The 13,047-nt window shown below is 50.9% G+C and carries 14 protein-coding genes; 10 read left to right on the top strand and 4 right to left on the bottom strand.

All coding sequences use genetic code 11. From position 1 onward, the window contains the following. Positions 1 to 30 precede the first annotated feature (30 nt). Together UNDYM_RS23645 and UNDYM_RS23640 are read right to left on the bottom strand one after the other, a co-directional pair. Entirely contained in the window at positions 31 to 918 is an 888-nt protein-coding gene (locus UNDYM_RS23645; RefSeq protein ID WP_370529373.1) for a polyprenyl synthetase family protein, read from the bottom strand. A 2-nt stretch (positions 919 to 920) separates the two neighbouring features. After that, on the bottom strand, positions 921 to 1,208 hold the full coding sequence (locus tag UNDYM_RS23640; RefSeq protein WP_162043306.1) for an exodeoxyribonuclease VII small subunit: 288 nt from the start codon (positions 1,206 to 1,208) through the stop codon (positions 921 to 923). A gap of 483 nt (positions 1,209 to 1,691) precedes the next feature. Between UNDYM_RS23640 and UNDYM_RS23635 the strand changes: the two genes are divergently transcribed. The 5 genes from UNDYM_RS23635 (at position 1,692) to UNDYM_RS31170 (ending at position 5,824) form a co-directional block, all read left to right on the top strand. After that, positions 1,692 to 4,052, top strand: coding sequence for a DUF1631 family protein (locus tag UNDYM_RS23635; protein ID WP_162043305.1), 2,361 nt, complete (start codon positions 1,692 to 1,694; stop codon positions 4,050 to 4,052). A 290-nt stretch (positions 4,053 to 4,342) separates the two neighbouring features. Continuing rightward, positions 4,343 to 4,924, top strand: a complete 582-nt coding sequence (locus tag UNDYM_RS23630; RefSeq protein WP_162043304.1) for a hypothetical protein — start codon at positions 4,343 to 4,345, stop codon at positions 4,922 to 4,924. A 24-nt stretch (positions 4,925 to 4,948) separates the two neighbouring features. Next, positions 4,949 to 5,371, top strand: coding sequence for a hypothetical protein (locus UNDYM_RS23625; RefSeq protein WP_162039169.1), 423 nt, complete (start codon positions 4,949 to 4,951; stop codon positions 5,369 to 5,371). Positions 5,372 to 5,408: 37 nt separating this feature from the next. Next, entirely contained in the window at positions 5,409 to 5,567 is a 159-nt protein-coding gene (locus UNDYM_RS30865; protein ID WP_232063578.1) for a hypothetical protein, read from the top strand. Between the two features lie 134 nt (positions 5,568 to 5,701). Beyond that, the gene (locus UNDYM_RS31170) at positions 5,702 to 5,824 is read left to right on the top strand and encodes a hypothetical protein (protein WP_255456499.1); all 123 of its coding nucleotides are present in this window, start codon (positions 5,702 to 5,704) and stop codon (positions 5,822 to 5,824) included. Between the two features lie 366 nt (positions 5,825 to 6,190). On the opposite strand, the gene UNDYM_RS23615 is transcribed toward UNDYM_RS31170, so the two are convergent. Both UNDYM_RS23615 and UNDYM_RS23610 read right to left on the bottom strand, forming a co-directional pair. After that, positions 6,191 to 7,147: a lipase secretion chaperone gene (locus tag UNDYM_RS23615; RefSeq protein WP_162043303.1), complete on the bottom strand. Its 957-nt coding sequence runs from the start codon at positions 7,145 to 7,147 to the stop codon at positions 6,191 to 6,193. A gap of 68 nt (positions 7,148 to 7,215) precedes the next feature. Further along, on the bottom strand, positions 7,216 to 8,148 hold the full coding sequence (locus UNDYM_RS23610) for a triacylglycerol lipase (RefSeq protein ID WP_162043302.1): 933 nt from the start codon (positions 8,146 to 8,148) through the stop codon (positions 7,216 to 7,218). 627 nt (positions 8,149 to 8,775) lie between these two features. Between UNDYM_RS23610 and UNDYM_RS23605 the strand changes: the two genes are divergently transcribed. The 5 genes from UNDYM_RS23605 (at position 8,776) to UNDYM_RS23585 (ending at position 13,036) form a co-directional block, all read left to right on the top strand. Beyond that, positions 8,776 to 9,585 (top strand): fatty acid hydroxylase family protein, encoded by an 810-nt coding sequence (locus UNDYM_RS23605; RefSeq protein WP_162043301.1) that lies wholly within the window; start codon positions 8,776 to 8,778, stop codon positions 9,583 to 9,585. Between the two features lie 40 nt (positions 9,586 to 9,625). Further along, the gene (locus UNDYM_RS23600; protein ID WP_162043300.1) at positions 9,626 to 10,306 is read left to right on the top strand and encodes a GntR family transcriptional regulator; all 681 of its coding nucleotides are present in this window, start codon (positions 9,626 to 9,628) and stop codon (positions 10,304 to 10,306) included. A gap of 9 nt (positions 10,307 to 10,315) precedes the next feature. Further along, the gene (locus tag UNDYM_RS23595; RefSeq protein WP_162043299.1) at positions 10,316 to 10,762 is read left to right on the top strand and encodes an SRPBCC family protein; all 447 of its coding nucleotides are present in this window, start codon (positions 10,316 to 10,318) and stop codon (positions 10,760 to 10,762) included. A gap of 193 nt (positions 10,763 to 10,955) precedes the next feature. Then, the gene (locus UNDYM_RS23590; RefSeq protein WP_162043298.1) at positions 10,956 to 12,056 is read left to right on the top strand and encodes an aromatic ring-hydroxylating dioxygenase subunit alpha; all 1,101 of its coding nucleotides are present in this window, start codon (positions 10,956 to 10,958) and stop codon (positions 12,054 to 12,056) included. Between the two features lie 59 nt (positions 12,057 to 12,115). Then, positions 12,116 to 13,036, top strand: coding sequence for a DMT family transporter (locus UNDYM_RS23585; RefSeq protein WP_162043297.1), 921 nt, complete (start codon positions 12,116 to 12,118; stop codon positions 13,034 to 13,036). Positions 13,037 to 13,047 lie beyond the last annotated feature (11 nt).

Genomic DNA, 13,047 nt, shown 5'->3' with positions numbered 1-13,047 from the left:
GCGTCGAGACGCAGCCTACATAATCAACAATCAAGCCTGGCGCTGCACAATCAAATCTGCCAAGTCGTGCAATAAACTGGCCTTGTCTCCAAAATTGCTCAGTGCTGCATGCGCATCATGGCATAGTTGCGTGGCTAATGCGCGTGAAGCTTCCAGACCCATGAGGCTGACAAAGGTAGGCTTGTTGTCTGCTGCATCCTTGCCCGCTGTCTTGCCCAGAGTGGCAGAATCTGCCGTTGCATCGAGCACATCATCTACCACCTGGAAAGCCAGGCCTATCGCGGCAGCATAGGCATCCAGCGCTGCGGTCTCATCTGCTGTCAGGGTCTTGCCGCACATGGCTCCTAATAATACAGAAGCACGTAGCAGTGCACCGGTTTTCAGCCTGTGCATCTGCTCCAGTTGTTCGCGGTTCAGGGCGACACCGACGCTGGCCAGATCAATCGCCTGGCCACCACACATGCCAACAGACCCGGCAGCGCGGGCCAACAATTGCAGCATGGCCAGTTTGGCGCCAGCATCACCTTCACCTTCAGACAAGACCAAAAACGCTTGCGCCTGCAAGGCATCGCCGACCAGCAGCGCGGTTGCCTCATCATATTTGACGTGCACCGTAGGTTTGCCACGGCGCAGGGCATCGTCGTCCATGCAAGGCATGTCGTCGTGTACCAGCGAATACGCATGGATCATTTCCACCGCTGCCGCAGCCCGGCTTAGCAAGGCGGCAGGCGCATCAAACAACTGGCCTGCTGCATATACTAATAGCGGACGTACCCGTTTGCCGCCGTCCAGGGTCGCATAACGCATGGCGGCATGCAATTGTTGTGGGACGGTATTTTCGTCCGGCAAAAACTGTTTCAGGCTGCTTTCGCACTCTGCCTGTGTTTGTCGCATCCAGTTACCAAATTGTTCATTCATGCTCATTCCTCATCGCCTTGATTGGCGGGCTGATTGCCAGAATCGGCAAAAGGCTTGAGCATGCCAGCTTCCAATACCTTGACTTGTTGCTCTACTTTTTCTAGCTGGGCTGCACAATATTTCACCAGTTCAGAGCCACGTTGGTAAGCACTTACAGAGGCCTCGAGTGGCAACTCGCCTGCTTCCATGCTGTTGACGAGCTTGTTGAGCTCAGCCATGGCATCTTCAAAGGACAGACCCTCCAGATGGGCGGGAACAGCTAGATTTGCAGTTGATTGTTTTTTTGTCATAAAGAAATGTTTGTTTCGCGCCGTTAACAAAAAAAAGTGAAACCAAACGTAAAAATCGGCGTGAAAAACAAGGTAAACAGAGTTCAACCTGCTATTTTAGAGCAATCCCGAGAAATTTACTGTTTATTGCAATGATGGCAATCAATTTTAGGGGATGTGCTCGAAGCTGTTGCTGTTTTGAAATTTGTTCCCAAGCTATACTTAAATTTTGCAGAAATTGCGTTTCAAACATTTCCATGTGGAAATTAACGGTATATAGTTCGTTCATCCGGTTTGATTAATTCTTGTGCAGATTAGCTGTTTTCCAACTATCTTAAAACAAAGAACATGCATCGCAAAAGAAACTGTAATTGTGTCATGACTTTGTCTTAATTCTTTGCAATTGTAATGTGCGATTTGCACTATAGTATTACTTGGATAAATTTTCTTACTTTTATTGTTCTAATTTCAGTTTGAACAAAATAACCTGATTCTCTTGTCACCATGTCCACGCCAGCCAACCTGCCCAAGCCTACCGGTACTGTTCTACAGTCCCGTGATGCCGTCTTGCGCGGTCTGATTCCGCTGGCGAATCATTTGGTGGCATCCCAGATAGATGCATTCTCTGCCCGCCTGGCAAATGCCTTCCTCGCTTTGTCTGAGCAAAGCATGGATGCGCGTGAAGCAAACCTGAGCTTTAACGCCGGGCAATTGCTCAAAAAAAATGGATATGCCTTTTTCTACCTGACCTCAGCAGGATTTGAAGCTGCTTTCCGCAAGGAAATTGAAGCTCTCCTGCAAGGTGTCAAAATCGTCGCCAGCAATGCCGACGTTGCCCTGACTCTGGTCACTTACGAAGAGATGGACAAAAAACTGGCCCTGAGCAGGGCTGGCCGTACACTGGAACTCGATAGTGCCGAGCAATATGCCGCACTGAACATGCGTTTTGCCCACTTGATGGAACATGATGCGCTGAGTATTGCGCAAAATCCTTTCCGCCCAGAGATCTTCCTGCACACGATTTATTCTGCCTGGTGTGAATTTGATCCAGAGGTAAACACCCATGAGCTGGTGTTGCCACTGTTGCGAGCCGACATACTGTTCGATCTGGAACCAATTTTAAATGCGCTCAATGAAGCACTGATTGCCAAAGGCATTTTGCCCGACTTGCACGAGTCCTTCCGCATACGCCGTAGCCGTAATTCAGAAAAGCGCAAAGAAGCAGCCCCTGGCGATATCTCGCAAAAACTCAGGAACCTCTTGTCTGGCAATGCCCAGGCTGGTGCCGCGAATGAAGCAGGTGGTCATGCTGGCGGCGGACATGGCGGTGCTGGTGGTATGGGGGCAGGTGGCGGATCAGCAGGTGGTTTTGCTGGTGGTGGCTCAGGTGGATCGAGTGGTTCAGGCAGCTCAGGTAATTTCGGCGGTCACCCAGGTGGTGCTGGTCACATGGGCGGCGCATCAGAGGGCGCTGGCGGCTCTGCCCCTTATTCCGGTTTTGCCCAGTCAGGCGAGGCGCAGACAGTGGCGCGTGCCGAGCTGTTCCAGAAACTCGCTGAGCTGCAAAAGAGCGTCAAGCTGCAACAGATGATGGCTGGTGCGCAAGACGTATTGCGCCTCTCGCAAATGCGCGAGCAAATGCCGGAAATTGCCAACATCGCCAACACCGGCATAGAAAAAAATACCCTGGACTTGCTGTCACAAGTATTTGACAGCGTGTTCCGCAATCAGGCAATCCCTACCCAGATCAAGGAATTGATCTCAGTCCTGCAGATACCTGTCCTCAAGGCCGCCTTGATGGATAAGGAATTCTTCTTCCAGGAAAATCACCCGGCACGTCGCCTGGTTGATTTGCTGTCGCGTTACAGCCTGGCCTGGGACCAGAAAAAAGGTCAGCAAGATCCCCTGTTCCAGACCATGCAGCGCAACGTTCATCGTGTGCAGCAAGAGTTTGACCAGGAAGTCGCCCTGTTTGATGAAGTCGTCAACGATCTCGAATCTTTCATCCAGAAAGAAGAGAAAGAAGCGGCTGAGGCATTGCAACTGCCGATCAAGACAGCGCTTAAAAAAGAAAAAGTCAAACAGGCTGGTATCGCCGCCACCCATGAAGTGTCCTTGCGCGTCGGAACTGGTGAAGTGGTCGCCTTTGTTGAAACTTTCCTTGAAGACCGCTGGACCAAGGTGCTGACCCTGGCCTATAGCGTCAAGGAAGAAAAGCCCTATGCTGTTGAAGACGCCATCAAGACCATGGATGACCTGATCTGGAGCGTCAAGCCCAAGATCACCCTGCAACAACGTCAGGAATTACTGAACCGTCTGCCTGCTATCCTGGCCCGCCTGAACAAATGGCTGAGCCTGATCAAGTGGGAAGATGCCGATCGCGTGCAATTCTTTGCTGACCTGGCAGAATGCCATGCGTCCATCGTCCGTGCACCACTGGACCTGTCACCAGAGCGCCAGATAGAAATCGCTGTCGAAGTGGCACAGCAAGCTGCCGAACGCCGCCTGGCAAAACGCGCAGAGGCAGAAAGCAAGGCCGAAGCCGAACCTGCACCACCGCCAGATGAGCATGTTGATACCGTCACCGAACTCGAACGCGGTGTCTGGCTGGAGTTCACCAAGAAAACCGGTGGCTCCACCAAGGTCAAACTCGCCTGGGTCAGCCCCATGCGCAGCCTGTACATCTTCACTACCGGTGACAAGGAAAAAACCTTCCAGGTTTCTGCCGAAGAACTCGAACAAACCTTCCGCGAAAAACGCGCGAAGATACTCGAACTCGACCGCGTCGTCGATCGCGCCCTGACTGAAGCTCTGGAAAATACGCCAGATGAGCAAGAGGCTGAAGAAGAGATGAGTCTGGTTTGATTTTCGCTGGAAAATAGTAATATGTGGTAAATAGTACTAAGCGTCCAAGCGAAAGCATCTGAAATAAAGCCCCTGCAAGTCGTGTCAAAGTTTGATTAAAATGGCACACTCACTGTCCCATCACTACTTCTCTTAAAGAACACTGGCCTGGCATTTTCTTGCCTCTTGCATGTATGGCGATACTTAAATGCCGGCACCTTCTTTATTTTCACGCAATGAGATTATTCTGCTTCTTAATCGCCACAGTTTGGGCGACAAACGCCCACGCGGCAGATCAGCAACTGAGCTGCATGGACGCATTTCTTACCCGTGATGCAGAAAGCAAGCTGATCCAGCAGCGTTCAGCACAAGCACGGAGACCCAGTGAACATTTGCTGGAAGTGAAGTATGCAAATGGCACAAAACGTTTTATCGATAAACCACCGCATGTGGATATTGGCGGTACACACTGGTTTTACTGTGGCTACAATGCAGCGCAAAATCTGCATCTGATAGGTCACAAGGTAGATTCATTGTTTAGTGGCGACATCTTGCGCCATAGTGACGGCAAGACTTTCAAGGCCGGCCATACGATATTGATGTCACCAGCCGGGAAGAAATTTCTCGCTATCGAACAGCAAAATGGCCTAGATGGTGAAGACTGGGCAGTCTACAAACTGTACGGAAAAAAATTGTGGCAAGGATACGCTGGTATCCTGAGCACGCCTAAGAAGAATGAATACGTAACAGTGATTGCTCAATTTGTTAATCCTTCCTGGCGTGATGAGGATGTACTCGAAGCGGATTTGAGTTGTGCAGATACTGTCAAAGGGAAGTTGAGCTTGCACGTAGGGAAAGCCTCTCCAGGCTGGTTTTTGCCTTCGGCCTGTTAAGACTCTATTCTTGCAAGTTCTGCCATGACAAATGAGCCCATTTATCTGCATCTCAAGCCAGGTGCTGACCCATCAGACATTTCAGCATGTTCCCCTTATGTCGCAATCGTCATGATAGAGGACGATGTTACCCCTGAATGGCGTGCGACGATCAGCCGCTGGCTGGTGGATACGGGATGTCTGTATATGATTGCCTGGGGGAAGGAATGCGCACTGTGGGATGATGTCGTGGATTGGTGTCAACTGGAGAAATATGATTTCGGAGATTATCCCGAGGATAGTTTTTTACCTACCTGCTGGTTCGAAGATTACACACTAGAAGAAGTCTTTGAGTTTGCTAAAGTCCATGTAGCACATCCTACAGTAGAGCTCAGGCATACAGTACTGCTGCATATTTCTGCGTGCAGAAATGATGATGCAATATTGAGAGCGTATGCCGATGCGTGATAGATTCGGTAGTGCTGATGATGGCGCGTGAAACTGGTTGATACTCAAGAATGGCGAGCATGTCATAGGCTTGTTTCAGGGCGTGTTTGAAAAGAATAAGCTGACCTTTAATCGCGGCCAGGACAGCAATGCGAACAAGCTGGGCGGTTTTACTGATGTGCGTGAATTGCAGCGCAAGTTGAAAAGCAAGGTGTGAAATTGCTGAGAGAAGCCGATGAATCAACGATCGGGCCTGCCTTTTTCATGGTGATAGATTCTGATGGGAATCCTTTGCTGGTTGATCAGCATGTGTAGTTGCTCGAGCTTGCTGTTGGACTGATAGCGTCTGACATGAAAAGATATTTTGTTTATTTTTTTGAAAGGCTGGTCGGTGAAATTTTTTTGTCTGCAATAGTGTTGGTGCAGTTGTTCCATCTGAATGGTGCGACGGCGGCACCGCCTGTCAGTGAGTAGGCTCTGAATAATAGAGTTCCACTTCTGCAAGCGAGTGCAGTCATTGAATCTGCAAAGAGTTTTCTGGCGAAAGAGAGACGGCTGGATATGAAAAAATTTGTACTCACCCATCTTTCATTTATTTATTATTCTGAATGGATGCAGAAAAGAATTTCAATGGCGAATGAAGCGTGTCTTTTGCTCCGGCTGGGAGTCTTAAGGCAGTTGATTCTGACGTCACGGTTTATGTGACCAATGAGAAAAAACCGACATACAAAATTGGAATGGGTCCATAGGGGGCTTTGCCGTCATATATTTACCTATCGTCACGTAATGAGCATCTCGCTCAATGCTTGAGGGAGATGCTTGTTTCTCTCTGATTCAGCGTCACTCATACGCAGGCAACCTGCGCTGTTCATCCGCATTGAAATACTGCTTGCGTACCTGATCAAGTGCTGTCTGTTTTTCGGTTGCGCTGTGGAAGGCCATTTCGGTATTCAGTTTATTCTTTTGCTCCAGGTATTGTTGTATGCGGGCTTTCCAGATGCTTTCTTCTCTATCGACTTCGGCGAGTCTGCTGGCGGCTTCTGGTGAAGTGGCGGCGGCGCGCATTTTATAGATGTCATCCTCACTGGCACCGGTCGCGCGCAGATTGGCGGCTTGTTCTTCAAGGCGTATGACCTGGTAGGGGGCATTTTTTTCTTCGCGCAAGGCAGCGGGCAGGGCGTCGTCAAGGGCCTTTAGTTGTGCCTGCTTTTGCTCAGCGGTGAGGCTGGCGTTTTCAGCGACATCAAGGCGGTTCAGGGCATCGATATCATAGGCGTCGTCAAAGCCAAACATGGCCTGGTTTTCTTTTTCGCTGAAAAAGCGCTGACGGGTTTGCTGCATGGCAGACCAGCGCTGGCGGGCTGCTGAGGCCATGCCGGTTTTACCCGCGCTGATGTTTTGTGCATTGGCCTCTACGCTGACCAGGGCTTCTTTATACTGGATGTAGCGGGCCAGCAGGTTCTTGGCTTGCAGGGCGGCATTGCCACTGAGTTTTTGATCCAGTACTTTTTCAATTTCGGTGCGTATCTCGGGCAGTTTTTTTTCACCTGTCGCTGCCAGGTAGTAATCAAACAGCAATCGCAATTCTGCGCTGACCTGTAATTGGCTCATGTCACTCTGGCTGATATTGCCATCGCGGGTAGTGCCTTCAAATGAGCGTACAAAGTCAAAGCTTTGATCGCTCTTGCGTTGTTTGATAGGCTCGTTATTGCTCTCTGACTTGAGGGAAGTAAAAACGAAAAAAACCGCGACGACCAGGGCCGTCGCGCCAGCAAATGCCAGATTGGCTGTTCTCATAGACTACCGCTCCTTGTTCAAATTTGCATCTTGTTGCGGGGACTACATTCAGAGGCTGTATTACAAATTTACAGGCCCTGGTTTTTCAGGCGGTTCGCATGTTGACGATACAGGGTAACCGGATTGGTTTCAAAGATATTGATCAGGCCTATGGTCTGATTCACTTCGTCCAGGTGGTTCATTGCATAGTCATCACGTATTACCTTGCCCAGATGGGTGGAGCAACTGGCGACCAGGCCATCATTTTTTTCACCTGAGAAAGCCAGTGAAGTCAGGGCCAGGGCTGGGTCTATGATGTCGAGCACATTGGTATAGGGCTTGGCACCACTCCAGGAAAAATACGCAACACCGCGTGCCGTGTAGGCACCTTCACCGCAAGCTGTCGTTGGTACGCCTTCAGGGTATTTGGCGTTGAACTTCAGTGAACCAGCCGTGCTCAGCGAATTGGCTGCGGCCAGAGAGTCTTGCGTCATGGTGGGTTTGCCTGACAGGAAGCTGATGACTTGTGCCAGACCGTTCGTGATCGACACCAGTACGGTGTTCGACAAGGAACCTGCCGGTGCGACACCAAGCAAGACGTCTGCCACCTTGGAGCCGCGGTTCACACCGCCTACCGAAGTAGCTGATGCCACCAGGTCAGGCCTGACGGAAGCCACATAGCGTATGGTGGGGCCACCGTGGCTATGTCCTATCAGGTTGACTTTGCTTGCGCCTGTGACTGCCAGGATTTGTTTGACCTGGGTCAGCAATTGTTCGCCCCGGACTTCGGTGCTGTTGGCAGCCGCAACCTGGGTGACATAGACCTTGGCACCATCGCTGCGCAACGCCGAGGGGATTCCGTACCAGTAATCTACCGGGCCGATGTTATCGAAACCGAACAGGCCGTGCACCAGCACGATGGGATATTTTGTCTCCGTATAACCTGCTGCCCACGACGGTGCTGGTAACACCATCATGGCCATGACGAACATCACTACACTTTTTACCATTTGTTTTTTCATTTTGTCTCTTTCATTGTTATCGTTGAAATGAAACGCAGCGGTGCCTATGTGCCCGCTTCTGTGAGCAGGTCTTGATATGGCAAGCTCAGGCTAGGTTTGTCAGGCTTGATTAGCAAGTTGCTATGCAACATAAAACAGCCAGGAAAATGAAGAGTGTTGGGAATTTGTGACGGCACAAGCGGCCATATAAATAGTTAAATCATTTATATGCACTCTGTAGTTACCTGAGCAAGGCAGGTAGTTGCGGGGTTTTAGATGAAATTCACTAAAATGCAGTCTTGCGTTTTTGGTAGGCAAGTTTGTCGGTTCACCACAACAGGCGCTCTGCTGCTACTTCTCTGCTGCCACTTCTCTCTGGCGGAGTTTCCCGCGTCTTCATCCCATGTCTGTATTGAGCAGCCAGTCATCAATCTTGTCTGAGTCATCTGCTTCCGCTTGTAGTCAAATGAAGGTAGTCCTTATCCGGGCGCGCAGTCTTGGGCGCCAGTTGTGACTACCGTGTGCGTTAAACCAGCCTGAACAAAAATTCATACACGGATGCTTTTAATTTTTTAAAACTGGTATATGATGAACATGTGATATATCAGTTGGACTTCAAAATAAATAAAACTATCCGGAGATAACAACATGGATGAAAAGCAGCGTCTGTTCCGCAGTCAGTATCAGGCTGCGACCAGCCCTTATTACAATGGCGTCCTGCACGGCCTGTTTGTATTTGGCCTGGGTATTGCCCTCATCGTGGCAGCGTTCAATCAGGTGCAGGCAGCCAGTTGGGCCTGGCTGGGCGTGCCCGCGACCTTGCTGTTTGCCAATCTGAACGAGTGGTATGTGCACAAGAACCGCTTGCACAAACGTGGCAAGAACCGCTTGTCACAATTGATCTGGCATCGCCACACCAAAGAGCATCATCATTACTTCACCCACGAAGAGATGCGGGTAGCCAGCACGCGTGAATACCGCATCGTATTTTTCCCGGCCTATGCTTTTGTGCTGATTGCTATCCAAAGCATTTTGCTGGGCCTGGTCTGTGCGCTGGTCGCGGGACCTAATCTTGGCTACATCGTATTTGCCACTGCAATCGCTTTTTATCTTTTGTATGAAGCCATGCATTTCCTTTGTCATGTCGATGAAAACAGCGTGGTCAGGCATCTGCCACTGGTGAATACCATGCGCAGGAATCACATGGTGCACCACACCCAGGCACTGATGACCGACTACAATATGAACCTGACATTTCCGTTTGCCGACTGGCTGCTGGGCACCTCCGATTTGCAGCGCAGTCTGCTGGGCACCATCTTCAATGGCTATGCCTCTCAACACCTGAAGCCGGAAGTAGCCAGACGTTATCAGGAGCTGGGCATGCAGCCCCCGGTGCCACATTTGCAAGCGCCGCTGCAGCCAGTGAGCGTGGTGGTGCTGTCCCCTGATGCTAAATAAAAACTTATGAAACAACGGCTATTTACCTCATCAACAGACCATGGATAAATCAGAATTCAGCAAGCTTTTCCCTGTCATTAAAAACGAGTCGCAAGCCGCGCGTGCTTATCGCCTGCTGGAATTGCGCATCGTTTCACTGGACCTCAAACCCGGCCAGGCAATTACTGAAAGTGAACTCTGTGAATATCTTGATCTTGGCCGTACACCCGTGCGTGAAGCCTTGCAAAGACTGGCGCAGGAATGGCTGGTCAAGGTCTTGCCCAGACGCGGCATGATAGTCAGTGAAGTCGATCTGCAATGCCAGATGCGTTTGATAGAAGCGCGCCGTGCGATGGAGAGCAGTCTGATACGCATTACTACCCGCAAGGCGAGCAAGGGTGAGCGCGCGCAGTTCCGTAGTCTGTCAGAAGGCTTTCGCCAGGCAGCCAGCAAGGCAGATGAATTGTTGCTTGGCGAAACTGATGCGGCTTTTAACCAGCTTGTGTTCGCCGTGGCAGGCAACGAATTTCTGGTCTCGGCCTTGCAACGCATGCATGCCCTGACACGCCGTTTCTGGAAGATACAGGCACAGTTTGAAAACATCCTGCATGTCACCGCCATGACCCATGCTGATTTGGCCGATGCCATCGCCAGTGGCGATGCAAATGCCGCTGTCGCCGCAACAGAAAAGCTGCTCGACCATGTCGAAGCCTATACCCGCGCTGCGCTGGACCGCAGCTGAAAGCATGCCATGACTACACATATCTACAATGCCATAGAAATACAGCGCCCGATCCGGCAAGTGTTTGACTACGCCTGCACCCCCACGCACTGGCCGGACTGGCATCCCTCATCCCTGAAGCTGTATATGGATCATGCCGGCATCGCTACCAGCGGCACCCGCTTTGAAGAAGATGTACGTGCCGGTGGCCGCACCGGGCATCTGGTCTGGACAGTAATTGAATATCTGGAACAGTACCGCTGGACCGGGCAGGCAACAGTTGATAATGGCGCCAGCCTGACAGTCAGTTATCAATTTTCAGCGACACCAGCAGGAACCTTGTTTGAAAGGCATCTGCATTACGATTTGCCGAACACCTTGCTGAACATTCTCAACTTCCTGATTTTGCGCCGCCGCATCGCCGAAGAATCAGCTTTGTCATTGCGGCAACTGCAGACAGTTTTAGAGGCAGGCTGAACTTTTTATATCATTTGATTATCATTTCAGACCATTTTTTTCAAGTTCGGGTATAATCCCCGGTTCTGTCCAAAATTTCCTCTTCAAGTCGTTTGATCGTTTGAATTTTCGTCGGGATTGAACATCCTTACGGAACAGGTTTTTGTGGATTCTTTCTCTCTTAGGTTGGTGCAAATTAATTTGGGGGGTGGGGATGTCCGATCTGGCTTCTTTGTCTACACTCGCGCGTTCTGACGCGCAACTTCCGGTTTACGTGTATTTTGATGAAACGCTGTTACAGCGCGAAATCAAAGATTTATTCCATTCTGGTCCGCGTTATGTCGGCCATGAACTCATGGTGCCCAATGTCGGCGACTTTGCCACGCTTGCTGCCGAAAACGAAGGCCGCATGCTGGTGCGCAGTGCACAGGGCATAGAACTGATGTCGAATGTCTGCCGTCACCGCCAGGCATTGATGTTCAATGGGCGCGGCAATACCAATAATATTGTCTGCCCGCTGCATCGCTGGACGTATGACCTCAAGGGTGAGCTCATCGGTGCGCCGCATTTTGCCGATACACCCTGTCTGAATTTGCAGCGCACGCCGCTGCAAAACTGGAATGGCCTGCTGTTCGAGCAAAACGGCTACAACGTCATGGAACGCATGTCCAAGCTCAGCGTCACCCAGGACCTGGATTTCACTGACTATATGCTGGACCATGTCGAAGTGCATGAATGTGATTACAACTGGAAGACTTTTATTGAAGTCTATCTGGAAGATTATCACGTTGAGCCTTTCCATCCTGGCCTTGGCAGTTTTGTCTCTTGCGATGACCTCAAATGGGAATTCGGCGAAGACTACAGCGTGCAAACCGTAGGCGTGCACAAGGGCTTGCAAAAGTCTGGCTCGCCGACTTACCAGCGCTGGCAAGAACAGGTGCTGAAGTTCCGTAATGGTGAAACACCCAAGTACGGCGCGATCTGGCTGACCCTGTACCCGAACATCATGGTTGAATGGTATCCGCATGTGCTAGTGGTCTCGACCCTGTGGCCTACGGCGACTGGCAAGACTCGTAATGTGGTTGAGTTTTATTATCCTGAAGAGATCGTGCTGTTTGAACGTGATTTCATCGCAGCGGAACGTGCAGCCTATATGGAAACCTGCGTCGAGGATGATGAGATAGGCCAGCGCATGGATGCCGGGCGCAAGATTTTGTTTGACCGTGGCGTCAATGAGGTCGGCCCCTATCAATCGCCCATGGAAGATGGCATGCAGCATTTCCATGAATGGTACCGAAGAAAAATCGCGGTATAGTGCAAGCAATGTAAATAAGGGAGGCGTGGGCCTCCCTTATCTTTTGGAGTCGTGTTTTTATGCAGTCTTTATGGATGCTGGTTGCCAGCTTTCTGTTTTCCATCATGGGTGTTTGCGTCAAGCTGGCATCAGCCGATTATTCAACTTCAGAAATCGTCGCCTACCGTGGTGCGATAGGCATGCTGATGATCGCCGCATTGATCAGGTTCAAAGGTGGCACTTTAAAAACCCGTATGCCCTATCACCACCTGGTGCGTGGTGGCGTGGGGGTGGTCTCGCTATGGTTATGGTTCTATGCATTGGGCAAGTTGCCGCTGGCAATGGCCGTGACACTGAATTACATGTCGCCGATCTGGATTGCCGCCATCCTGCTCGTCAGCGCCTGGTGGGGCAAGCAGCGTGGCCTGACCTGGCAACCGGTAGCCGCCATCCTCATGGGCTTTATCGGCGTGGTTTTGTTATTGCGACCCAGCATACATGCTGACCAGGTCATTGGTGGCATGATCGCCCTGCTATCCGGCATGCTGGCAGCCTGGGCGTATATGCAGGTGAGACAGATGGGCTTGCTGGGCGAGCCAGAATACCGCGTGGTATTTTATTTTTCCATGACCTGTGCCGTGGCTGGTCTGCTGGGCACGTTGATAGGCAAGTCCTTCCACGCCACAGTGGGCGATGTCACCTGGCACCACCTTGACAGCAAGGGCATCATGCTCCTGCTCGCGATAGGTGTGACGGCAGCGAGTGCACAAATGGCCATGACACGCGCCTATAGACTTGGTAATACCCTGGTCACAGCCAACCTGCAATATGTGGGCATCGTCTTTTCCAGCGTATGGGATGTGCTGATCTGGAAAGAAAGCCTGGCCTGGTTGAGCTGGCTCGGGATTGCAGTGATTTTATGCAGCGGCCTGCTGGCGACATTCTATAATGCCAAAACCAACCGTAAGCCCATACCTGGCGATGCCATCAGTTCGGAATAATCGCCCTCTTA

The organism is Undibacterium sp. YM2 (assembly GCF_009937975.1).
In the GTDB taxonomy this organism is placed as follows: domain Bacteria; phylum Pseudomonadota; class Gammaproteobacteria; order Burkholderiales; family Burkholderiaceae_D; genus Undibacterium.
Note: the sequence above shows the minus strand (reverse complement) of the source record. Positions and strands in the feature narration are given on the sequence as shown.

What these genes read in the sequence shown, in the direction of transcription:
- UNDYM_RS23645 (WP_370529373.1), bottom strand. Translation starts at nt 918, where the DNA reads ATGAATGAACAATTTGGTAACTGGATGCGACAAACACAGGCAGAGTGC.
- UNDYM_RS23640 (WP_162043306.1), bottom strand. Translation starts at nt 1,208, where the DNA reads ATGACAAAAAAACAATCAACTGCAAATCTAGCTGTTCCCGCCCATCTG.
- UNDYM_RS23635 (WP_162043305.1), top strand. Translation starts at nt 1,692, where the DNA reads ATGTCCACGCCAGCCAACCTGCCCAAGCCTACCGGTACTGTTCTACAG.
- UNDYM_RS23630 (WP_162043304.1), top strand. Translation starts at nt 4,343, where the DNA reads ATGGACGCATTTCTTACCCGTGATGCAGAAAGCAAGCTGATCCAGCAG.
- UNDYM_RS23625 (WP_162039169.1), top strand. Translation starts at nt 4,949, where the DNA reads ATGACAAATGAGCCCATTTATCTGCATCTCAAGCCAGGTGCTGACCCA.
- UNDYM_RS31170 (WP_255456499.1), top strand. Translation starts at nt 5,702, where the DNA reads ATGAAAAGATATTTTGTTTATTTTTTTGAAAGGCTGGTCGGTGAAATT.
- UNDYM_RS23615 (WP_162043303.1), bottom strand. Translation starts at nt 7,147, where the DNA reads ATGAGAACAGCCAATCTGGCATTTGCTGGCGCGACGGCCCTGGTCGTC.
- UNDYM_RS23610 (WP_162043302.1), bottom strand. Translation starts at nt 8,148, where the DNA reads ATGAAAAAACAAATGGTAAAAAGTGTAGTGATGTTCGTCATGGCCATG.
- UNDYM_RS23605 (WP_162043301.1), top strand. Translation starts at nt 8,776, where the DNA reads ATGGATGAAAAGCAGCGTCTGTTCCGCAGTCAGTATCAGGCTGCGACC.
- UNDYM_RS23600 (WP_162043300.1), top strand. Translation starts at nt 9,626, where the DNA reads ATGGATAAATCAGAATTCAGCAAGCTTTTCCCTGTCATTAAAAACGAG.
- UNDYM_RS23595 (WP_162043299.1), top strand. Translation starts at nt 10,316, where the DNA reads ATGACTACACATATCTACAATGCCATAGAAATACAGCGCCCGATCCGG.
- UNDYM_RS23590 (WP_162043298.1), top strand. Translation starts at nt 10,956, where the DNA reads ATGTCCGATCTGGCTTCTTTGTCTACACTCGCGCGTTCTGACGCGCAA.
- UNDYM_RS23585 (WP_162043297.1), top strand. Translation starts at nt 12,116, where the DNA reads ATGCAGTCTTTATGGATGCTGGTTGCCAGCTTTCTGTTTTCCATCATG.